The sequence below is a fragment of the Paraburkholderia sp. EG286A genome (assembly GCF_040965375.1).
Classification (GTDB): Bacteria; Pseudomonadota; Gammaproteobacteria; order Burkholderiales; family Burkholderiaceae; genus Paraburkholderia.
The window spans coordinates 455,783-475,459 of record NZ_JBFRCB010000004.1; the positions used below are offsets into that span (position 1 = coordinate 455,783).

The 19,677-nt window shown below is 65.9% G+C and carries 25 protein-coding genes; 14 read left to right on the plus strand and 11 right to left on the minus strand.

Annotation, left to right across the window (positions count from 1 at the left end; genetic code table 11):
• Positions 1-37: 37 nt before the first annotated feature.
• A complete protein-coding gene (locus tag AB4Y35_RS20975) occupies positions 38-403 on the minus strand; it encodes a hypothetical protein (protein WP_133181087.1) in 366 nt (121 codons plus the stop codon).
• Between the two features lie 233 nt (positions 404-636).
• On the opposite strand from AB4Y35_RS20975, the gene AB4Y35_RS20980 reads away from it, so the two are divergent.
• From AB4Y35_RS20980 to AB4Y35_RS20990, 3 genes are read left to right on the plus strand one after another with little or no spacing between them, the layout of a single operon-like run.
• The gene (locus AB4Y35_RS20980) at positions 637-1,020 is read left to right on the plus strand and encodes a GFA family protein (protein WP_368705752.1); all 384 of its coding nucleotides are present in this window, start codon (positions 637-639) and stop codon (positions 1,018-1,020) included.
• The gene (locus AB4Y35_RS20985; RefSeq protein ID WP_368695863.1) at positions 1,017-1,199 is read left to right on the plus strand and encodes a hypothetical protein; all 183 of its coding nucleotides are present in this window, start codon (positions 1,017-1,019) and stop codon (positions 1,197-1,199) included. The genes AB4Y35_RS20980 and AB4Y35_RS20985 overlap by 4 nt, the downstream gene beginning before the upstream one ends.
• Positions 1,144-1,887, plus strand: a complete 744-nt coding sequence (locus AB4Y35_RS20990) for a response regulator (RefSeq protein WP_069266943.1) — start codon at positions 1,144-1,146, stop codon at positions 1,885-1,887. The genes AB4Y35_RS20985 and AB4Y35_RS20990 overlap by 56 nt, the downstream gene beginning before the upstream one ends.
• 23 nt (positions 1,888-1,910) lie before the next feature.
• On the opposite strand, the gene AB4Y35_RS20995 is transcribed toward AB4Y35_RS20990, so the two are convergent.
• The 5 genes from AB4Y35_RS20995 to AB4Y35_RS21015 form a co-directional block, all read right to left on the minus strand.
• A complete protein-coding gene (locus tag AB4Y35_RS20995; RefSeq protein ID WP_368705753.1) occupies positions 1,911-2,831 on the minus strand; it encodes an alpha/beta fold hydrolase in 921 nt (306 codons plus the stop codon).
• A 76-nt stretch (positions 2,832-2,907) separates the two neighbouring features.
• The gene (locus AB4Y35_RS21000; RefSeq protein WP_368705754.1) at positions 2,908-3,465 is read right to left on the minus strand and encodes a TetR/AcrR family transcriptional regulator; all 558 of its coding nucleotides are present in this window, start codon (positions 3,463-3,465) and stop codon (positions 2,908-2,910) included.
• Positions 3,466-3,584: 119 nt separating this feature from the next.
• Positions 3,585-5,639: an elongation factor G gene (fusA, locus tag AB4Y35_RS21005; RefSeq protein WP_368705755.1), complete on the minus strand. Its 2,055-nt coding sequence runs from the start codon at positions 5,637-5,639 to the stop codon at positions 3,585-3,587.
• 182 nt (positions 5,640-5,821) lie between these two features.
• Complete coding sequence (locus tag AB4Y35_RS21010) at positions 5,822-6,583, minus strand: slipin family protein (RefSeq protein ID WP_069262378.1); 762 nt, start codon at positions 6,581-6,583, stop codon at positions 5,822-5,824.
• The gene (locus AB4Y35_RS21015) at positions 6,580-8,118 is read right to left on the minus strand and encodes a nodulation protein NfeD (protein WP_368705756.1); all 1,539 of its coding nucleotides are present in this window, start codon (positions 8,116-8,118) and stop codon (positions 6,580-6,582) included. The genes AB4Y35_RS21010 and AB4Y35_RS21015 overlap by 4 nt, the downstream gene beginning before the upstream one ends.
• Positions 8,119-8,402: 284 nt before the next feature.
• On the opposite strand from AB4Y35_RS21015, the gene AB4Y35_RS21020 reads away from it, so the two are divergent.
• Positions 8,403-8,531 carry a hypothetical protein gene (locus AB4Y35_RS21020; protein WP_368705757.1) on the plus strand — a complete coding sequence of 43 codons (129 nt, stop codon included), beginning with the start codon at positions 8,403-8,405 and terminating at the stop codon, positions 8,529-8,531.
• Positions 8,532-8,786: 255 nt separating this feature from the next.
• Here the strand turns inward: AB4Y35_RS21020 and AB4Y35_RS21025 are convergent, their stop codons facing one another.
• Positions 8,787-8,912: a hypothetical protein gene (locus AB4Y35_RS21025; protein ID WP_256094506.1), complete on the minus strand. Its 126-nt coding sequence runs from the start codon at positions 8,910-8,912 to the stop codon at positions 8,787-8,789.
• Between the two features lie 321 nt (positions 8,913-9,233).
• On the opposite strand from AB4Y35_RS21025, the gene AB4Y35_RS21030 reads away from it, so the two are divergent.
• Both AB4Y35_RS21030 and AB4Y35_RS21035 read left to right on the plus strand, forming a co-directional pair.
• On the plus strand, positions 9,234-9,596 hold the full coding sequence (locus AB4Y35_RS21030; RefSeq protein ID WP_368705758.1) for a DUF4148 domain-containing protein: 363 nt from the start codon (positions 9,234-9,236) through the stop codon (positions 9,594-9,596).
• 232 nt (positions 9,597-9,828) lie between these two features.
• Positions 9,829-10,863, plus strand: a complete 1,035-nt coding sequence (locus tag AB4Y35_RS21035) for a 2-hydroxyacid dehydrogenase (protein WP_368705759.1) — start codon at positions 9,829-9,831, stop codon at positions 10,861-10,863.
• A gap of 83 nt (positions 10,864-10,946) precedes the next feature.
• On the opposite strand, the gene AB4Y35_RS21040 is transcribed toward AB4Y35_RS21035, so the two are convergent.
• A complete protein-coding gene (locus tag AB4Y35_RS21040; RefSeq protein ID WP_133181099.1) occupies positions 10,947-11,369 on the minus strand; it encodes an organic hydroperoxide resistance protein in 423 nt (140 codons plus the stop codon).
• Positions 11,370-11,409: 40 nt separating this feature from the next.
• Positions 11,410-11,658 carry a DUF4148 domain-containing protein gene (locus tag AB4Y35_RS21045; RefSeq protein ID WP_368705760.1) on the minus strand — a complete coding sequence of 83 codons (249 nt, stop codon included), beginning with the start codon at positions 11,656-11,658 and terminating at the stop codon, positions 11,410-11,412.
• Between AB4Y35_RS21045 and AB4Y35_RS21050 the strand changes: the two genes are divergently transcribed.
• The 4 genes from AB4Y35_RS21050 (at position 11,657) to AB4Y35_RS21065 (ending at position 14,146) form a co-directional block, all read left to right on the plus strand.
• Positions 11,657-11,875 (plus strand): hypothetical protein, encoded by a 219-nt coding sequence (locus tag AB4Y35_RS21050; protein WP_368705761.1) that lies wholly within the window; start codon positions 11,657-11,659, stop codon positions 11,873-11,875. The two genes, AB4Y35_RS21045 and AB4Y35_RS21050, sit on opposite strands and share 2 nt — an antisense overlap.
• A 193-nt stretch (positions 11,876-12,068) precedes the next feature.
• Complete coding sequence (locus AB4Y35_RS21055) at positions 12,069-13,112, plus strand: alpha/beta fold hydrolase (RefSeq protein ID WP_368705762.1); 1,044 nt, start codon at positions 12,069-12,071, stop codon at positions 13,110-13,112.
• 11 nt (positions 13,113-13,123) lie between these two features.
• Complete coding sequence (locus tag AB4Y35_RS21060; protein ID WP_368705763.1) at positions 13,124-13,663, plus strand: cytochrome P460 family protein; 540 nt, start codon at positions 13,124-13,126, stop codon at positions 13,661-13,663.
• Positions 13,664-13,738: 75 nt separating this feature from the next.
• Positions 13,739-14,146, plus strand: a complete 408-nt coding sequence (locus tag AB4Y35_RS21065; protein WP_368705764.1) for a GFA family protein — start codon at positions 13,739-13,741, stop codon at positions 14,144-14,146.
• A gap of 5 nt (positions 14,147-14,151) precedes the next feature.
• Here the strand turns inward: AB4Y35_RS21065 and AB4Y35_RS21070 are convergent, their stop codons facing one another.
• Positions 14,152-14,595 (minus strand): GFA family protein, encoded by a 444-nt coding sequence (locus AB4Y35_RS21070; RefSeq protein ID WP_368705765.1) that lies wholly within the window; start codon positions 14,593-14,595, stop codon positions 14,152-14,154.
• 47 nt (positions 14,596-14,642) lie between these two features.
• Between AB4Y35_RS21070 and AB4Y35_RS21075 the strand changes: the two genes are divergently transcribed.
• Positions 14,643-15,383 carry a class I SAM-dependent methyltransferase gene (locus AB4Y35_RS21075; protein ID WP_368705766.1) on the plus strand — a complete coding sequence of 247 codons (741 nt, stop codon included), beginning with the start codon at positions 14,643-14,645 and terminating at the stop codon, positions 15,381-15,383.
• A gap of 55 nt (positions 15,384-15,438) precedes the next feature.
• On the opposite strand, the gene AB4Y35_RS21080 is transcribed toward AB4Y35_RS21075, so the two are convergent.
• Positions 15,439-16,002: a thioredoxin family protein gene (locus tag AB4Y35_RS21080; RefSeq protein WP_368705767.1), complete on the minus strand. Its 564-nt coding sequence runs from the start codon at positions 16,000-16,002 to the stop codon at positions 15,439-15,441.
• 318 nt (positions 16,003-16,320) lie between these two features.
• Here AB4Y35_RS21080 and AB4Y35_RS21085 point away from each other — a divergent pair, with 318 nt between their 5' ends.
• From AB4Y35_RS21085 to AB4Y35_RS21095, 3 genes are all read left to right on the plus strand, one after another.
• Positions 16,321-18,153 (plus strand): cytochrome c biogenesis protein DipZ, encoded by a 1,833-nt coding sequence (locus AB4Y35_RS21085; RefSeq protein ID WP_368705768.1) that lies wholly within the window; start codon positions 16,321-16,323, stop codon positions 18,151-18,153.
• Positions 18,154-18,431: 278 nt separating this feature from the next.
• Positions 18,432-18,797: a DUF4148 domain-containing protein gene (locus tag AB4Y35_RS21090; RefSeq protein WP_368705769.1), complete on the plus strand. Its 366-nt coding sequence runs from the start codon at positions 18,432-18,434 to the stop codon at positions 18,795-18,797.
• A gap of 51 nt (positions 18,798-18,848) precedes the next feature.
• Complete coding sequence (locus AB4Y35_RS21095; RefSeq protein WP_368705770.1) at positions 18,849-19,637, plus strand: alpha/beta fold hydrolase; 789 nt, start codon at positions 18,849-18,851, stop codon at positions 19,635-19,637.
• Positions 19,638-19,677: the final 40 nt, after the last annotated feature.

The following is a 19,677-nucleotide window of genomic DNA, read 5'->3' on the forward strand; positions in this document are numbered from 1 at the left end:
GCGCCACGAGCGCCCGGTCGTGGGGTCAAGCGGTTACTCAGGCGAGCGGAATGAACACGTTGAACTGGCCTTCCTCGGGGTGGCGCGAGCGATGGCCCTTGCCAATGGTGTCTTCGCACAGCACGACCGTGCCCGGCTCGCAGTGGCGCGTGTCGCCGTCGCTCGTTTCGAACTCGACCCAGCCGGTCATCCAGATCACGAACTGACGAACCGGCGTGGTGTGCCAGTCCGCCTCCTTGAGGCCGGCCGGCACCCAGCCGAAGCGCACCGCCTTTGCCGGCTCCCACGTCGAGAGGTAAATGGGCGGGATGTTGGGAAAGAGTTCGAGCGGCGTGAGCGGGATATCGATGTCCTCGAAATGGGACTCGCCCTGGGCGTCGGCATAGATGCGCAGACATTTCATGGGGACCTCCTGGAGCCGTTCTCTGCGTTTCGCTCGCTATCAGCTTGCGAGCATAAACAATGCCGGTTTGTGGCTGGCCCGGCTGTGGTCATCGCCGGCCATTTCAGGTCGATATGCGTCGCGCCGGATGGGCGCTAGCGGTCATTGTCGTCCCGAATCGGGCGGGGCGGTTCCAGGTTGTACGCGGCGGATGGCGCGCTATCCATCACCCAACGAAATCAATGGAGAGCAAGATGAGCACGTCGACGAGCACGACCCGATGGAAGGGTACCTGTCATTGCGGTGCGGTACAGTTCGAAGTTCACACGGCGATCGAGCCGGCCGGGCGTTGCAACTGCAGCCTGTGCCGCCGCAAGGGCGCGCTGATGAGCCCGCCGTTCGAGGCCCGCGAACTGACGATCCTCGCGGGCGAAGACGCGCTCACGCTGTACCAGTTCAACACGCGCGTGGCGAAGCACTATTTCTGCAGGCACTGCGGCATTTATCCGTTTCACCAGACGCGCAGGGACCCGGCGCGCTGGCGCGTCAATCTCGGCTGCCTCGAGGGCGTGGACGTCTACGCGCTCGAAGCGTCGGTTGCCGACGGTGCTAGTCTTTCCCTGATGGAGGACGCATGAAACGCCTGCTCGCCATCCTGTTCTTCGCGGCGAGCGGCCTGGCTGCGGAGATTGCGCATCCGGTGTACTGTTCGTGCATCGCGGAAACCCGTTCACGCCTCGCGCGCAAGGAGAAAAACACCAATGACGGAAAAGATGGATCACGTCCTGATCGTCGACGACGATCGCGGCATACGTGAACTGGTCGGGGCCTACCTCGAGAAGAACGGCATGCGCGTGTCGCTGGCCGCGAACGGACGCGAAATGCGCTCGGTGCTGGAGGGCGGCGCCCCCGACCTGATCGTGCTCGACCTCATGATGCCCGGCGACGACGGGCTCGTGCTGTGCCGCGAGCTGCGTGCGGGCAAGTTCCGCGCCGTGCCCGTGGTGATGCTCACCGCGCGCAATGAGGAGACGGACCGCATCGTGGGCCTCGAAATGGGCGCCGACGACTACCTGCCCAAGCCGTTCGCCGTGCGCGAACTGTTCGCCCGCATCCGCTCGGTGCTGCGCCGCACACGCATGCTGCCGCCGGGCATGGAAGTGAGCGAGGCGGCGCAACTGCTCGCGTTCGGCGACTGGCGGCTCGACACCACGGCGCGGCATCTGCTCGACGCCGAGGGCACGATCGTCGCGCTGAGCGGTGCGGAATACCGGCTGCTGCGCGTGTTTCTCGACCATCCGCAGCGCGTGCTCACGCGCGACCAGTTGCTGAGCCTCACGCAAGGCCGCCAGGCCGATGCGTTCGACCGCTCGATCGACCTGCTCGTGAGCCGGCTGCGCCAGCGCCTGCGCGACGAGGCGCGCGAGCCGCGTTACATCAAGACGCTGCGCAGCGAGGGCTATGTGTTTTCCTCGGCGGTGACCACGGTCGAAGCGCCGGAGTAAGGCCGGAGTAACGCCGACCCTGGTCAGGTCTGGCCGAAGAAACGCAGCAGTGCTTCGGCCACGGCCGCGGGTTGCTCCTCCGGCAGAAAATGACCGCAGTGGGCCAGCGTCGCGCCTTGCACCTCATCGGCGTAATGGCGCAGCGGACCGGCCATGTCGGCAATCGAGCCCTGATCGGCACTCAGCGCGAGAACGGGCATCCGCAATTTGCCGCGCGCGCTCAACTCGCGATTCTGGCGCGCCGAAGTTTCGGCCGCGCGGTAGTAGGCCAGCCCTGCGCGCAAGCCGCCTTCCTTCGTGAACACGCGCAAATATTCGTCGATATCGGCATCCGTGAAGGTTTGCGGATTCGCCGTTTTGCGGCGCAGAAACCACTCCAGATACGCGCGCTCCTTGCCTTGTATCAGCAGCTCCGGCAGATCGGGCACCGCATGGAAGGCGAAGTGCCAGGTGCGCCACGCGCGCTCGGGCGCGACGGGCAGCGCTTCCGGCAGCGTGATGCCGGGAATGCCCGCGTCGAGCAACGCGAGGCTCGACACTTCATCGCCGAACAGCGCAGCATAAGGGTAAGCGACCCAGGCGCCGACATCATGAGCGGCGAGGTGGTAGCGGTGTGCTCCGAGCTTGCCGAGCAGCGCATGCAGGGCGTTTGCGAGCGATTGTGTGTCGTAGCCGCCCTGTGGGCGGTCGGAATCGCCCTGGCCGGGCAGGTCCGGTGCGATCACGCGATAACGCTCGGCGAGCAGCGGCATGACCTTGCGCCACGCGAACCAGCTTTGCGGATAGCCGGCCAGCAGCACAATTGTTTCGCCATCCTGATTTCCGCCGATCACGTAGTGGAGCCGTGTGCCTTCGATGGTTTCGAAGCGATGGACGAAGCCGGGCAGGATGGGGTCGGTCAGCGACGCTGGACCGTGGTCGATGATGCGTGAGGGCGTACTCATGGCGTGACACTCCTGTGGGTTTGAGGAACGCAGGCATCGATTGGAAATAATCATTTCCAAATTAGCCAAAAAAATTTCAACGCAGTAGACGCATGGCTTCGTCGGCGGCGGCCAGCATGTCGCGCTGCGTGCGACCGGATTTGCCGATCAAACGAAAACCGTGGAGCAGGGCGAGTAACGTGCGCGCCATGGCCGGGGCATGGATTTCCGCTGCAACCGAACCGTCTTTCTGGCCTTGCTGGAGGAGTTCGCGCAGCATCTCTTCGGTGCGCTGCATGGCGGCTTCGATGCGCGTGGCGACTTCGTCGTCGAACGTGGCGAGCGCCGTTGCGCTGGAAACCACGAGGCAGCCACGCCGGCCCTCGCTGCCGTGGGACGACTCGGCGTAGAAGAGGAAGATGACGCGAATCTTCTCGCTTGCTTTGGACTGCTTGTCGAGGCGATGGCGCAATTCGGCGTTGCGGGTGGTGACGTAGTGGTCGAAGGCGGCGAGAAAGACGCCGCGCTTGTCGCCGAAGGCCTTGTAGAGGCTGCCTGCGGTCAGGCCCGTTGCTTCGCTGAGGTCGCCTACGGAGGTGGCGTGGTAGCCGCGCTCGCGGAAGACGCGCACGGCGCCGTCCACCACGGTTGCCATGTCGAATTCGCGTGGGCGGCCGGGGCTGCGGGCCAGAGGTTGGGATGGGTGCTCGGATGCCATAGGGGTGATTATAGGAAATGTTTATTTCCTAATCAATAGCCCCATTTCAACCCCCCTCACTCCACACTCTCCCCCCGCCCCTTATGCTGCGCCGCCAGCCTTTCCTGATGTGTCGGCGGCACCGGATCGTAGTGGCTCAACTGAATGCTGTAATTCCCATTGCCGCCCGCAAGCGAATTCAGCCGCGACTGGTAATCGTTGAGCTCGGCAAGCGGCACCTTCCCCGCAATGACCATGGCCTGCCCGCCCACCGTGCGCGTGCCATGCACCTGCCCGCGCCGCGCGGAAAGATCGCCGATGATGTCGCCCATCGCGGCCTCGGGCGTCATCACCTCGATATCGACAATCGGTTCGAGCACGATGGGCTGCGCTTTGAGCACCGCATCGATAAATGCCTTGCGCCCCGCGGTAACGAACGCCACTTCCTTCGAATCCACCGGATGGTGCTTGCCGTCGTACACGATCACGCGCACGTCCTGCATGGGAAAGCCTGCGAGCGGTCCGCTGTCGATCACCTGCAAGATGCCTTTCTCCACCGCAGGCATGAACTGCGAAGGAATCGCGCCGCCTTTCACGGCATCCACGAACTCGAAGCCCGCGCCGCGAGGCAGGGGCTCCACGCGCAGCATGACTTCGCCGAACTGGCCCGCGCCGCCCGTCTGCTTCTTGTGGCGGCAATGGCCCTCGGCCTTGCCGCCAATCGTCTCGCGCCACGCAATCGTCGGCGGACGCGTCACGACTTCGAGTTTGTACTGATCGGTGAGCCGCTCCAGCATGTAGCGCAGGTGCAGTTCGCCCAGCCCGCGCACCACGGTTTCGTTGGTCCCTTCGGGGTGATCGATCTGCAGGCAGGGATCTTCCGCCGCGAGCTTTTGCAGCACTTCCCACACGCGTTGCTCATTGCCGGGCCGCGCCGGCTCGATAGCAAGACCGTAAATCGGATTGGGAAACGCAGGCGGCGTGAGGTGGATGTTGCCGTCCTCGGGAGCGTCGTGCAGCACGGCGTCGAAGCCGATGTCGTCGGCCTTTGCCACCGCGCAGATATTGCCGGGCCCCGCGCGCTGCACCTCCGTATGCTCCTTGCCCTGCAGCATCAGCAGATGCGCGACCTTGAACGGCTGTCGCGCGCTGCCGATATAAAGCTGGCTGTCACGCGTCACCGTGCCCTGATGAATGCGAAACACGGCCACCTTGCCGATATACGGGTCCATCACGATCTTGAACACATGCGCGAGCACGTGCTTGTCGGCATCCGGCTCCGCGCGCACGGGCTCCTTGCCTTCCTTGCCCTCGACCTCGCGGTAGAACAGCGGCGGATTGCCTTCGGTGACATTGGGCAAGAGCCGCACGAACACGTCGAGCAGTTGCGCGATGCCCGCACCTGTGGCCGTGGAGGTGAAGCACACCGGCACGAGATGGCCTTCGCGCAACGCGCGTTCGAACGGCTCGTGCAGCTGCTCGGGGCTGATAGCTTCGCCCTGTTCGAGGTACAACTCCATCAACTCCGGATCGAGTTCGATCACCTGGTCGACGAGCGCATTGTGCGCTGCTTCCACCGAATGAAAATCGGCTTCGCCAGCCGGGTTGAAAAAACAGTCCACCACTTCGCGGCCGCCTTGCGCAGGCAGATTGATCGGCAGGCAGGCCTTGCCGAAGGTCTCCTGGATCTGCTCGAGCAGCCCCGGCAAATCGACCTTTTCGGCGTCGATGCCGTTCACGATGATCATCCGGCACAGCTTGCGCTGCTGCGCGTACGCCATCATGCGGGTCGTCGTCATTTCGATGCCGGTGCGTGCATTGATGACGATGGCCGCCGTTTCCACCGCGGGCAGCGCGCTCATCGACATGCCGGCGAAGTCCGGGTAGCCGGGTGTGTCGAGCAGGTAGATGCGCGTGTCCTGGTGGTCGAAGTGGGCGATGGCGGAGTTGAGGGAGTGGTGGTACTTGCGTTCGAGGGGATCGAAATCGCAGAGGGCGGTGCCGCGATTCACGTTGCCTGGCGCGTGCAGCGCGCCGCCCTGGTGCAGGAGCGCTTCGGCAAGCGAGGTCTTGCCGCAGCCGGCATGGCCGACCAGAGCGATCGTGCGGATGGCTTCGGGACTGTAATCCATGGCCGCCGTCGTCCGTTAGTGGATGTTCGGCAATTATTGGCGATATTTCCGCGCTCTGCCAATCCCAAGCTCAAAAGAAGCGTGCACGAGCGCGCGCAGTGCGTTGCCCCATTAATTTCGCTGCGCTGCAATATTCAGTTGAACTGCCGAAGGCGCAAGCGGCTCGAAACCGAGGGGCCGGATCACTTGCCCAAGCGCTCGATCAGCGCGTTGAGCAGTTCGATCGGCAGCGGGAAGACGATGGTGGAGTTCTTGTCGGCGGCGATAGTGGTGAGCGTCTGCAGATAGCGCAGTTGCATCGCCTGCGGCTGCTTCGCGAGGCATTGCGCGGCTTGCAGCAATTTTTCGGACGCCTGCAGTTCGCCTTCCGCGTGAATCACCTTGGCGCGGCGCTCGCGTTCGGCTTCGGCCTGGCGGGCAATCGCGCGGATCATCGTTTCGTTGAGGTCCACGTGCTTGATCTCGACGTTCGACACCTTGATGCCCCACGCGTCTGTTTGCGCATCGAGCACTTTCTGGATGTCGGCGTTCAGTTGCTCGCGTTCGGCGAGCAGGGCGTCGAGTTCGTGCTTGCCGAGCACGGCGCGCAGCGTGGTTTGCGCGAGCTGGCTCGTCGCGTCGATGTAGCGCGCCACCTGAATCACGGCCTTTTCCGGGTCCACCACGCGAAAATAGACCACGGCGTTCACCTTCACCGAAACGTTGTCGCGCGTGATGACGTCCTGCGAAGGCACGTCGAATACCACGGTGCGCAAGTCGATGCGCACCGCCACCTGCACCACGGGAATGATGAGCACGAGGCCCGGCCCCTTGACCTTCCAGAAGCGCCCGAGCATGAACACGACGCCGCGTTCGTACTCCTTGAAGATGCGGATGGACGATAAGGCGATCAGCACCAGCAGCGCGATCAGAAGACCTGTGAAGCCGAACGTGAAGCCGATCATGAATGTTCTCCCTTGTCGTTTGCCTTGTCGTGTACCGCGCCCTGCAGCGGGGTGACGGTGAGCGTGAGACCGCTGCGCGCGCTCACGCGCACGCGGCTGCCGGCGGCGAGCGGCGTCGCGCATGCCACGTGCCAGCGCTCGCCGTGCACGCGCGCCCAGCCCGTGGATAACGTCGCATGGCCGGGCCGCGGGTCAGGGTGCAGGCCCTCGTCGATCACTTCGCCCGTGGCGCCTACCATCGCCTCCGCGCCGGTCACCACGGGCCGGCGTCGCGCGCGCAGCGCCACGCTGGAGACGGCGGCGACGAACGCCGCGCCGCCGAGCGCGAGGCCCGCGATGAGCGGGATGGGGATGCCGTAGCCAGGCGCGCTGGTGTCCATCAGCATGAGCGCGCCGATGGCGAACGCCACGATGCCGCCGAAGCCCAGCACGCCAAAGGTCGGCAGAAATGCCTCCGCGATGAGGCATGCGAGCCCGAGCAGCACGAGCCCGAGGCCCGCGTAGTTCACGGGCAGCAGTTGCATGGCGAAGAGGCCCACCAGCAGGCAGGTCGCGCCCGCCACGCCGGGCAGCACGAAGCCGGGGTTCGCGAACTCGAAGAAGAGCCCGTAAATGCCGATGGTCAGCAGAATCAGCGCGACGTTCGGGTCGGCGACGATCGAGAGAAAGCGGTTGCGCCAGTCGGGGGCGACGACTTCGAGCGGCGCGTGCGCCGTGGCAACGCGCAGCGTGCCCGCCGTGGTGGTGACGGTACGGCCGTCGAGCTGGCGCGCGAGATCGGCGGGGTCCTGCGCGATCAGATCGATCACGTGCTGGTCGCGCGCTTCTTCGTCCGAGAGGCTCACGGCCTCGCGCACCGCACGCTCGCCCCACGCCGCGTTGCGCCCGCGCAGCTGAGCGAGGCCGCGGATGTAGGCGGCGGAGTCGTGCATGACCTTGCGGGCTTCCGTCGATTCGTTGTCGTCGGCGTGCGGGGCCGAGGCGCCGGAGGCTGTCTCGGGGGCGCCTGGCGGGCCACCTGGCAGGCCGCCGCCACCGCCGCCGCCCACGCCGAGCTGCACCGGCGATGCCGCGCCGAGGTTCGTCCCCGGCGCCATGGCCGCGAAGTGGCTGGCGTAGACGATATAGGTGCCCGCGCTCGCGGCGCGTGCGCCGCCGGGCGCGACGAACGTCGCAACCGGCACCGGCGAGGCGAGAATCGCCTTGATGATCTGGCGCATCGACGTGTCGAGCCCGCCGGGCGTATCCAGTTCGAGGATCGCAAGCGGCGCGCGCTCGCGCGCGGCGCGCTCCAGCGAGCGGACGATGAAATCGGCGCTGGCGGGCCCGATCGCACCGTTCACCGTCATGACGACGACGGGCGGGCTCGGTGCCGCGAACGCAGCCGGCACGGCCAGCGCGGCCGCCAGGGCGGCCCACGCGACCAGCAAGGCGACGAACACAACGGCGCGGGCAAGCCGCGCCGTGAGCGGGTGGTGCGGGTGAGCGTGCGGCGCGCCGTGCACCGCGGCATGCGAGGGGCGATGATCGCGCATCGGAAGTCCGGAAGGTGGCGCACGTTCCGGCTCACAGATGGGGCAAGAGCCGATACCTCAAGATTAGGCGCTTTCCGCCCAAAGCGCGAACCGGCCCGAATGGCGCGAAAACGCGCCGAACGTTGCGCCGCGCACTTAATCCGCGGCGCCGAAGGCAATGGAGGAATCGGGATTTCGCGCGCCGGGCTGCGGGGCGAACATCTTGCGGCCGGCAAGTCGTTGCTATTGCAACTAAACGGCAAGAGGACTACGGAATCGCACGGACCCATACGGCGACGAGCCCTATGGCCGCGCTTCGCTGCATCGATGCGGCGAGCTTCGAGGACGTACAGGGCGTAGCCGCGCACCGCTCGAACGCGGTCGCGCATTTGATGCTCACGCGCTACCAGGATTCGGTGCGGTGGCCATGGTGAAAGCCACGCGCTCACCCCCGGCGGGGTCTGGACGACCGGCCGGTCACGCGGGAACTGCGTGGCTTTGCGCAAGCCTATGACCGCGCACGCGAACTTCTGGCTGCGCCGGGATCACGGCCCGATGCGGCGCGCGGACGCCTCCGAAATCGAGGCACGGCAGGGCGCCGCATAAAAACCGACCGCTCGATGCGGCCGCGTATTACTTCTCGTCCCGCGTTTGTACGGGCAGGGACGCTTGCTGCAGTCAGGCGCGGTTTAGTACCAGCGGCGCTGAGCTTCTGCGAGCAGTTCGCAGTATTCGAGGTGACGGTTCAGCGCTTCGGCGCCGAGACGACGCAGTGCAGCCAGAACTTGAGTCAGCTTTTCGACGATTGCACCCATGATTTCCTCTTTGCTAGGGTTAGTGCCTAAGGGATAACCCTTATTATAGGGATTTCAGGGCGGAATGCAAGGCGCGCGGGGGCTAAGTGTGCAGTGCAGCAACACTTTTGATTTGCCCCTTATTGGTGTGCTAGCGGGCCCCGCCCACCCGGCCGGGCGCCTTCTTGTATCGCACTGTGTCTGGCCGTCCGCCCGACAAGCGCGCTTGCAAAAACGGGCTCGCGCGCAAACAAGCCAGATACATCGCGGCGTTCAAATGTCTCCTACGCAAGGTTGATACACAACAGTGCGCAACCACTCACCAACGTCAGGAGAAACACCATGAAGCTCGCACACTCGCTCGCCGCCGCCGCTCTTGCTGCCCTCGTCGCCGTTCCCGCGCTGTCGTTCGCACAGTCGAGCCAACCGGTGACCCGCGCCGAAGTGAAGGCCGAACTCGTGCAACTCCAGAAGGCCGGCTACAACCCCGCGAGCGACAACACGCAATACCCCGCGAACCTGCAAGCCGCGCTCTCGCGCGTGAGCGCCGAAAGCGGTGCAGCGGCGTCGTCATTCGGTGGCGTAGCCGGGGGCGCGTCCGCAGCAGGCAGCCGCACGCACGCCCGCGCCGCATCGAACGCGGCCGGTGCCGATGAGGCCGGTCAGGATGTCGTCGGCCTCGGCCCGATCTACGCGCACTCGTAATGCGCGCGGCACCACGCCGCGAAGTTTGCCGCGCACCGGCAGGCTTCGCGGCGTTGCCGCGTCCAGGCCCAGCCCAAGCCCACTCGTTCCCGATCCCCCGCCGACCTGCTGTTACCATGTGCTTGCGTGGCTACGCGGCACACGCGAGCGCTTTCACGTTCGAGTTCAAGGCGCATCCATGCGCATCATGGCGCCCTTCGCGCCCACACCCCGAAGCTCGCACGAGGTCAACATGCCGGGAACCCAGATCCCCCCTTCCGCTCGGCCGCGCATGATCCTGTTCAGCGCGCGCCAGTACGACGTCGATACGTTCACCGAGGCGAACACCGCTTTCCAGTACGAACTGCACTACCAGGAATCGCATCTCGATGCCGATACCGCCGTGATCGCCGATGGCTACGACGTGGTGTGCCCGTTCGTCAACGATACGGTCGACGCCGCCACGCTCGAGCGCCTCCACAAGGGCGGCACGCGACTCGTGGCGCTGCGCTCGGCGGGCTTCAATCACGTCGATCTGGTAGCCGCGCGGCGTCTTGGCATCACCGTCGCGAGAGTGCCCGCGTATTCGCCGCATGCGGTGGCCGAGCATGCCGTCGGGCTGATCCTCGCGCTCAACCGCAAGCTGCCGCGCGCCGTGTCGCGCACGCGCGAAGGCGACTTCTCGCTCGCCGGGCTGCTCGGTTTCGACCTGCATGGGAAGACGGCCGGCGTGATCGGCACGGGCATCATCGGCCGGTGTTTTGCGCGCATCATGGCGGGCTTCGGCATGCAGGTGCTCGCCCATGATCCGGGCCCGCCGGCCGCCGACTTGCTGGCGCTCGGCGCGCGCTACGTGCCGCTCGATACGCTGCTTGCGCAGTCCGACGTAGTGAGCCTGCATTGCCCGCTCGTGCCCGCCACCCGTCATCTGATCGACCGGCACGCGCTCGCGAAGATGAAGCGCGGCGCCATGCTCATCAATACCGGCCGCGGCGGGCTCGTGGAAAGCACGGCACTCGTCGATGCGCTCAAGAGCGGCCAGCTGGGACATCTCGGACTCGACGTGTACGAGGAAGAAGGCGGCCTGTTCTTCGAGGACCACTCGGATGCGCCACTGCAGGACGACGTGCTCGCGCGTCTCCTGATGTTTCCGAACGTGATCGTCACGTCGCACCAGGCGTTCTTCACGCGCGAGGCGATGAGCGAGATCGCGCAAACGACGCTGCGTAACGTGGAGGCCTGGCGCAACGGCTCGCCCAGCAATCTCGTGGAAGCGCCGCACGGCTGAAGCGCCACGCGCGCGGCGACACGCCAAAGCAAAGCGGGGCGCGCACAAGCCGCCCCGCTTTTTTGCTTCCTACTGCTACGCGATTACGCCTCGACCACGCTCAGCGTGACGTCGATGTTGCCGCGCGTCGCCTTCGAGTACGGGCAGATCTGGTGTGCCGTTTCGACGATGCGCTGCGCCGTCTCGCGATCGACGCCCGGCAGGGTGACGTTCAGGCGGCCGCGCAGCTTGAAGGCGTCGTCGGCGTTGATGAGGTCGATCTCGGCGTCGACTGCCACGTCGCGCGGCAGCGTCGTGCCGAGCTTCGTGGCGGCGCGGCCCATCGCGCCGATGAAGCACGCCGACCAGCCCGCCGCGAACATCTGCTCCGGGTTCGTGCCCGGCGCGCTCGATCCGGGCGGCGAGAGCTTCACGTCCAGACGCCCGTCTTCGCTGCGTGCCGCGCCGTCGCGGCCGCCGGTGGTGTGGGTCTTGCCGGTGTACAGCACTTTTTCTGCCTGAGTCATGGTGTTCTTCTCCTGGGGTTAGCGTCGTTGGGACAATGAATTAGCTGCCGCGGTACAGCTGCTGGATCACGGCGAGCTGGCCGTCGTGCTGCGCCTGAACCAGTTCCTGGCGAACCTGTGCACGCGTGATCTTTGCGTTGGCCGCATTGCTGGCGGGCATCCATGCCTGGACTTGCTGAGCCGCGGGTTGCGCAGCGCCCGACTGGGCAGGCATGGCGGCGAAGACCGGAGCGGCGGTGAGGACTGCGGCGCTGGCGGCAAAGGCGAGGGCGAGCTTCGATACGTTCATGACTTTCTCCTGGGAAGGGTTTGGAAATCCGTCCGGTCATCAGCAAGTTCCGGCGTTGATGCATTACAACCACCGGACGTATCTGCCGTGTTTCATGAACGCCGCGTTTTGCATGGGTATGTGTCTGTCGTCGGCGCTTATACATTGCGATACAAACTCGCCGCTCTTTCAATCCCGCTCGCGCCGCAGCGATCCTGGCACGCCGACGCTTTTTTGATTCGTTTTGTGTACGCGCTCGCAACAGACACATTGGGATACATGGCGCTTTTCCTGCCCGGTTATAAATTCACCGGGGCATTTGCCTGCCGCCGCGAGCGCGATCGACCGGTTGAACGATCTGCTGCCGCCGGCTCATCAACGAGGCCAAGCCGTTCGGGCGCGGCCTGCATGCACAACAAGGAGAAGTGGTCATGTCAGATCCCGTCAACGTCCGGCGCCGTCGCCTTCTCGGCACGTCGCTCGCCGGCCTCACGCTCGCGGACTTCGCATTCGGCGGTCTCGCGCACGCACAGTCGGCGGGCGGCACGGAAGGCAACACACGCACGGGCAACGGCGTCTCGTTCGGCCCGATCAAGCAGGTCAACGCTGGCTTGCTCAATGTGGGCTACGCCGAAGCGGGTCCGAAGAACGGTCCGGTTGTGATCCTGCTCCACGGCTGGCCGTACGACATCTATAGCTATGTCGAGGTCGCACCGATGCTGGCCGCGTCGGGCTATCGCGTGCTCGTGCCGTATCTGCGCGGCTACGGCAGCACGCGCATTGTCTCGGACGACACGCCGCGCAACGGCCAGCAGGCCGTCACCGCCGTCGATCTGATCGCGTTCATGGACGCCCTGAAGATCGATCAGGCCGTTCTGGGCGGCTACGACTGGGGCGCGCGCACGGCGAACATCGTCGCGGCGCTGTGGCCCGAGCGCGTGAAGGGGATGGTCTCCGTGAGCGGCTATCTGATCGGCAGCCAGGAGGCGAACCGCAAGCCGCTGCCGCCCCAAGCCGAACTGCAGTGGTGGTACCAGTTCTACTTCTCGACCGAGCGCGGCGCGCAGGGCTATGCCGCGAATCGCGACGCGTTCAACAAGCTGATCTGGCAACTCGCCTCGCCGAAGTGGAACTTCGACGACGCGACCTACGAGCGCAGCGCAGCGTCCTTCCAGAATCCGGACCACGCGGCCATCGTGATCTCCAACTACCGCTGGCGCCTCGGGCTCGTGCAGGGCGAGGCGAAGTACGACAGCCTCGAGCAGCGACTCGCCGCCGCGCCGGCCATCACCGTGCCGACCATCACGCTCGAAGGCGACGCCAACGGCGCGCCGCATCCCGCGCCGGCCGCTTACGCGAAGAAGTTCACGGGCAAGTATCTGCACCGCAATCTCGACGGCGGCATTGGCCACAATCTCCCGCAGGAGGCGCCCAAGGAGTTCGCGCAGGCCATCCTGCAAGTCACGCATCTGTGACGGGGGCCGCGATGCAAGCACGTTTTTTCAGGCATCGCGCGCTCCTCGCGCTCGCGCTGTTCGCGGGTCTCGCGCAGGGGCCCGCCGCATGGGCCCAGCAAGGCACGCAAACACAGTCGAAAGCGCCGGGGCAGGCCGCCTCGCCGATCTACGGCGTGACGATTCCGCCCGGCTACCGCAAGTGGGAAATGATCGCGCCGGCCGAGGAGGCCGCGCCGCTCGACGAACTGCGCGTGGTGCTCGGCAATCCGGTTGCGATCAAGGCCATCGAGAATGCGACGCTGCCGTATCCCGACGGCACGATCCTCGTGAAGCTTGCGTACAAGCGTAAGCAGTCCGATGATTTCGGGCCGGCCACGGTGCCGGGCCAGCCCACGACCGTGCAGGTCATGGTGAAGGACTCGCGCCGCTATGCGTCGACGGGCGGCTGGGGGTACGGGCGCTTCATCAACGGCGTGCCGGCCAACGAGGCGCAGCATCAAACCTGTTTCGCGTGCCACGCATCGAAGGTGAAGGATCGCGACTACGTATTTACGCGGTTCGCGCCTTGACAGGGTGCAGGGGCTCCTGATTCAGGATCGGTGACACAATCCGGCAGTCGTCTTCACACTGATCGGGAGAGCCCCATGCAGCGGACGTACCGTGGAAGTTGCCATTGCCAGTCGGTGAAGTTCGAAGCTCTGATCGATTTCAGCAAGGGCACGGGAAAATGCAACTGCAGCTTCTGCGGCCGCCTGCGCCTCTGGCTCGTTCAGGTTCGCCCAGAGGCCTTTGTTCTGCACTCGGGCGAAAGCGATCTCACGCACTACGAAGGGAGCAACCCGGTCGCCCATCATCCGTTCTGCAAACACTGCGGCGTGCACGTGTTCGACCGCGTCGATATGCCGAACGGAACGGGCTACCCGTACATCAACGTGAATATCATGTGCATCGACGACTTCGACCTGAACGAAGCCCTCGATGCACCGATCTCGTATGCCAACGGTCTCGCGAATGACTGGGGCAATCCGCCTCGCGAAACGCGGCACCTTTGAGCGCCTCAGGGCGCTCGTCCCGCATGTTGAGCAACGCCGGCCTCGCGGGCGTCCAGCTGATGCCGCTCAGAAGTGAACTGAACGAATTCGGCACGAAACCGTGAAGGGTCATCGAGCGTTCCGGCGTAGAGCGTCACGATATCCGGCGCATGTTGCGGTGTGCCAAAGAGCAGGCTGCCGCAATGCGCACAGGAATTTCGTGTAGTTGGCATGCCGCTGCCGCCGGTCATTGTGTACGAGCGGATTGCGCCTTCGAACGAAAATTCGGCTGCGCTCACGACCACTACCGGCAAACCGGCCGATCCGGATGCACGCTGGCAATCGCGGCAGTGACAAACGAGCTGCGCGAGCGCTACGCCGCGCGCGTTGTATTGCACCGCGCCGCACAGGCAGCGCCCTTTCCAGTCCGTCGACATCGGTCTTCTCCCTTTATGCGGGTACGTGCGCATGTTACGCGTATAGTCGGTTGCTTCGCTCGCGATCTCGAAGGGAAAACATGGCGCAGAATATTTACGACGATCCGGATTTCCTCGCAGGCTACAGCCAGCTCCCGCGCCAGCTGCTGGGGCTCGAAGGCGCGCCCGAATGGCCGGCAGTTCGCGCGCTGCTGCCGGATCTGCGCGGCAAACGCGTGGTCGATCTGGGATGCGGCTTCGGCTGGGCATCACGCTGGATGCGCGAGCAGGGCGCGGCCTCGGTGCTCGGCATCGACATTTCGCAGCGCATGATTGCGCGCGCGAGGGCAGATACGGCGGACCCCGCCATCGAGTACCGGATCGGCGATCTCGACACGCTGAGCCTGCCCGGCGAGGCGTTCGACCTCGTGTACAGCGCGCTGGCCTTTCATTACGTCGCCGATTTCGGCCGCCTCGTGCGCACCCTTCGCGGCGCGCTCGCAAGCGCCGGCCAACTGGTCTTCACGATCGAGCATCCGGTGTACATGGCGGCGGCGAACCCGCACTGGATCGGTGGCGAGGCGGGCGACCAGCGGGGCCGCAAGACCTGGCCCGTCAACGGCTACGCCATGGAGGGCGAGCGCCGTATCGACTGGTTCGTCAAGGGCGTGCTGAAATACCATCGCACGCTGGGCACCACGCTGAACACGCTGATCGACGCGGGGTTCCATATTCAGCGCGTGAATGAATTCGCGCCGACGCCCGGGCAGATTCAGCAAACGCCCGCATTGGCGGAGGAACTCGAACGTCCGATGCTGCTGCTGGTTTCGGCGAATACGTAGCGTAGCGCCTTGAGAGCGCCGCCGCCCCGCAAGCCGGAGCGGCGGCGCCAGCCGATCATCCCTGCTTGCCCTGAATGCCCAGCAGATCGCGAACTTTCTGCTCGGTCTGCGCGTAGTCGCCCTCGCCGAAGTGGGTATAAACGAGCTTGCCATTCTGGTCGATGAGATAGACCGCCGGCCAGTACTGGTTGCCATAGGCGTTCCACGTCGCGTAACCGTTGTCCTGCGCGACCGGATACGTAATGCCGTATTGCTTGATGGCCTTCTGCAGGTTGCCGGTGTCGCGCTCGAACGAATACTCGGGCGTATGCACGCCGACCACCACGAGACCCTTGTCGCGATAGCGCGCGTCCAGCTCCTTGATGTGCGGGATAGTGTGCACGCAGTTGATGCAGTCGAAGGTCCAGAAGTCGACGAGCACGACCTTGCCTTGCAGCTGCTTGAGGTCGAGCGGCGGGCTGTTGAGCCAGTTGTTGATGCCGGTGAAGTTGGGCGCCTGCGCGCCGGTCTGCAGCGCGGCCGAGCCGCCCGACGGCGCTTCGCCCGAAGCGTACGCGGCGAGCCCGGCGGTGGCGGCGAGGCCGATGGCGACAGCGGCTATCTTGAGACGAGAGATCATGAGGGTTCTCCTTGTGTGGACGACGAGCGTATTGGAACGCTCCCACGTATCTGGCTCGTGTCCCGCTGGCGGCACTGTTGAAACGTAGTGTGTCGCCGCCGGGGCGCGATACGTAGCGATACAAATCGTCCACTGCGCGTGCCCAGCCTCGCGCGCGCCGCGGCACGCCGCGCGCGTGTTTGTATCGCTTTGTATCCAGCCGCTTTCGCGATACATGACGATGCACGACGCCCGCGTTCCAGACATTCCCCGGATACATGCCCGCGCTGAAATACGCCACATGGCAAGTCCGCCGACATTCGTCTGGAGACCGAACTCATGTTACTCATCGTCATCGCATTCGTGGGCGGTGCGTTCACCGTCCTGAGCCCCTGCATCCTGCCGGTCGTGCCGTTCGTGTTCGCGCGTTCCGAAGAACCTTTTCTGACTGGCCGGCTGCCCATGCTGCTCGGCCTTGCGCTCACCTTCGCGCTGCTCACGGGGCTTGGCGCCGCCGGCCTGAACGGCGCGGCGCAGCTGAGCGAGTACGGCCGCTGGGTCGCGCTCGGGCTCTTCGCGCTGTTCGGCGCGGCGCTGCTCTTTCCCGCGCTCGCCACGCGCCTGTCCGGCCCGCTCACGGCGCTCGCCGACCGCTTCATGGCGCGCTCGCAGGACGACGGGGCGTCGCGCCGCATCGGCTCCGCCGTGCTGCTCGGCGCCGCCACGGGCCTGCTGTGGGCGCCGTGCGCCGGGCCGATCCTCGGTCTCATCATCACCGGCGCGGCCCGCCACGGCGTGACCTGGCTGACCTGGGCCGCGCTCGCGGCCTACGCGGTGGGCGCCGCCAGTTCGCTCGCGGTGGTGGCGGGCCTCGGCCATCGCGCGATGGCCGCGCTCAAGCGCTCGCTCGGCGTGGGCGAGCATGTGCGGCGTGCGATGGGTGCGCTCGTGCTCCTCACGGTCGGCGCGATCGCGCTGGGTGTGGATACGCGCCTGCTGGCGCTGGTGCCGGGCGCGCCGACCAATGGTGTGGAGGCTCGCCTCGTCGACTTGCTTGCGAGCCCCGCTGCGGCACGGCAAACGCCGGGCGCGGAGCCAGTGCGTCATGAGGAGCGCGAAGCCCTGGCACGCCCGGCGGTACAAGACGAACCAGCGGCCCACATCGTGCGCGTGTCGCTGCCGGCTCCGGCGCCCGCCGTCGATCTTCCCGTGGAAGGCCGCCTGCCGGCGCTCGACGGCGCGAACGCGTGGCTCAACTCCGCGCCGCTCACGCCCGACGCGCTGCGCGGCAAGGTCGTGCTGGTCAACTTCTGGACCTATTCGTGCATCAACTGCCTGCGAACCCTGCCGTATCTGAAGACGTGGGCCGACCGCTACCGTAACGACGGCCTCGTCGTGATCGGCGTGCACACGCCGGAGTTCGGCTTCGAGCATGACACGGGCAACGTCAAGCGCGCGCTGGCCAACCTGGACATCCGCTATCCCGTTGCCGTGGACAGCGACTACCGCATCTGGAACGCCTTCGGCAACCAGTACTGGCCGGCGTTCTATCTCGTCGATGCCCAGGGCCGCGTGCGCTATCACCACTTCGGCGAAGGCGATTACGCGCAGGCCGAGCAGGCGATCCAGCAACTGCTGGCCGATAACGGCCGCGCCACGGCTGCGGCCACGCCGAAAGCACCGCAGGCGAGCGGCGCGCTGGCGCCCGCGGATCCGCGCGACATCGGCTCGGGCGAAACGTACGTGGGGTATCGCGAGGCGCAGGGCAATGCGAACGCGCAGCGCGTGCAGGCCGATACTGCCGGCGCGTACACGTTGCCGGGGCAGCTCGACTTGAACCAGTGGGCGTTCGGCGGGCAGTGGAACGTGGGCGCCGAGTCCGCCGTGGCGAGTGCGCCGCAGGCGAGCATTGCCTATCGCTTCCATGCGCGCGACCTGCATCTGGTGCTCGCGCCCACTGCCGACGGCAAGCCCGTGCGCTTTCGCATCAGCATCGACGGTGCGCCGCCGGGCGCCGCGCATGGCGCCGACGTCGCAGCGGACGGCACCGGCGTCGCCACGAGCGCGCGCCTGTATCAGCTCGTGCGGCAGTCCGGCCGCATTGGAGATCACACCTTCGAGATCCGCTTTCTCGACCCGGGCGCGCAAGTCTACAGCTTCACGTTCGGCTGATACGCGACGCGCTATGCCATGCCGCGCCGCCGTGCCCTCGCGGGCCGGCGGCGTTTTGCGTTACGGCCCGCGCCGCGCATCGCGGCGGGCTTTTTGTAGCGCAATGTATCTGCGCGCAATTCGGACACGTTGATATGCAAACCGCGCCCCAAATGGAAACACGGCAGATACATCCGGACGTTCAAATACACCTACGCCAGCTCGATACATCCCTCGCGCTGAACCGAACCCGGTTTGAACCCGATCGCTGTCTACCTCATTGATCTTTGGAGAACGTCATGAAAGCCCTCAAGCTCCTCGCCCTTGCAGCTCTCGCCGCCGCCCCGGTTCTCTCGTTCGCCCAGTCGAACGAGCCCGTCACCCGTGCGCAGGTGCGCGCCGAACTCGTGCAGCTGCAGAAAGCCGGCTACAACCCGGCCGCCGACGAAACCCAATACCCGCGCAACATCCAGGCAGCGCTGGCGCGCGTGGAAGCCACCCAGGTCGCGCAACAAGCCGCTTCGTCGTCGTATGGCGGTGTGGCGGACGGTTCGTCCGATGCGTCCGCTCCGCGCAAGCCGCATCACGCCATGAACGGCACGAACGCCGCACGCGCCGCGCAGGACGATATCCCCGGCCTCGGCCCGATCTACGCGCATTCGTAATCCGCCTTTCCCGACCCACCGAACGACCCGATAAGAGAAGAGAGAAAAACGATGGCTTCGATCAAGCAGATTTTCACGTCCGTGGCGCTCCTCGGCGGCCTGTTCGCGCTGCAAGCGGCGCATGCCGCGCCGCCGCAGGACCTGAAAGGCACCAACGTCGTGCTGGTGCACGGCGCGTTCGCCGACGGCTCCAGCTGGAATCGCGTGATTCCGCTACTCGAAGCGCGCGGCCTGCACGTCGTGGCCGTGCAGAACCCGCTCAGCTCGCTCGCCGACGACGCGGCCGCAACGAAGCGCGTGATCGAGCAGCAGAAGGGCCCGGTGGTGCTGGTCGGCCACTCGTGGGCAGGTGTCGTGATCAGCGAAGCGGGCAACGACGCGAAGGTGAAGTCGCTCGTGTACGTGGCGGCCTTCGCGCCCGACAACGGCCAGTCGATTGCCGATATCACGCAGGGCCAGCCGGACGCGCCCTGGGCGAGCGAACTGCGCAAGGACTCGGCGGGCTACCTGACGCTCTCCGACAAGGCGATCCGCCAGGACTTCGCGCCCGACCTGCCGCCCGTGCAGCAACGCATCGTGGCGGCCACCCAGGGCCCGTGGTTCAGCGGCGCGCTCTCGCAGAAAGTCACGCAGGCCGCGTGGCACGACAAGCCTTCGTATTTCGTCGTGACGGCGCGCGACCGCATGATCGACCCCGCGCTGCAGGAATCGATGGCGAAGCATATCGGCGCGAAGGTGACGCGCGTGAACGGCAGCCACGTCTCGATGCTGAGCCAGCCGAAAGCCGTGGCCGACGCGATCATCGACGCGGCGGAGCACGCGCAGCAGCACGCAAAGTAACCAGCCCGCGCCAGCCGTGCAGTGGAAGCGCTTCCACCCG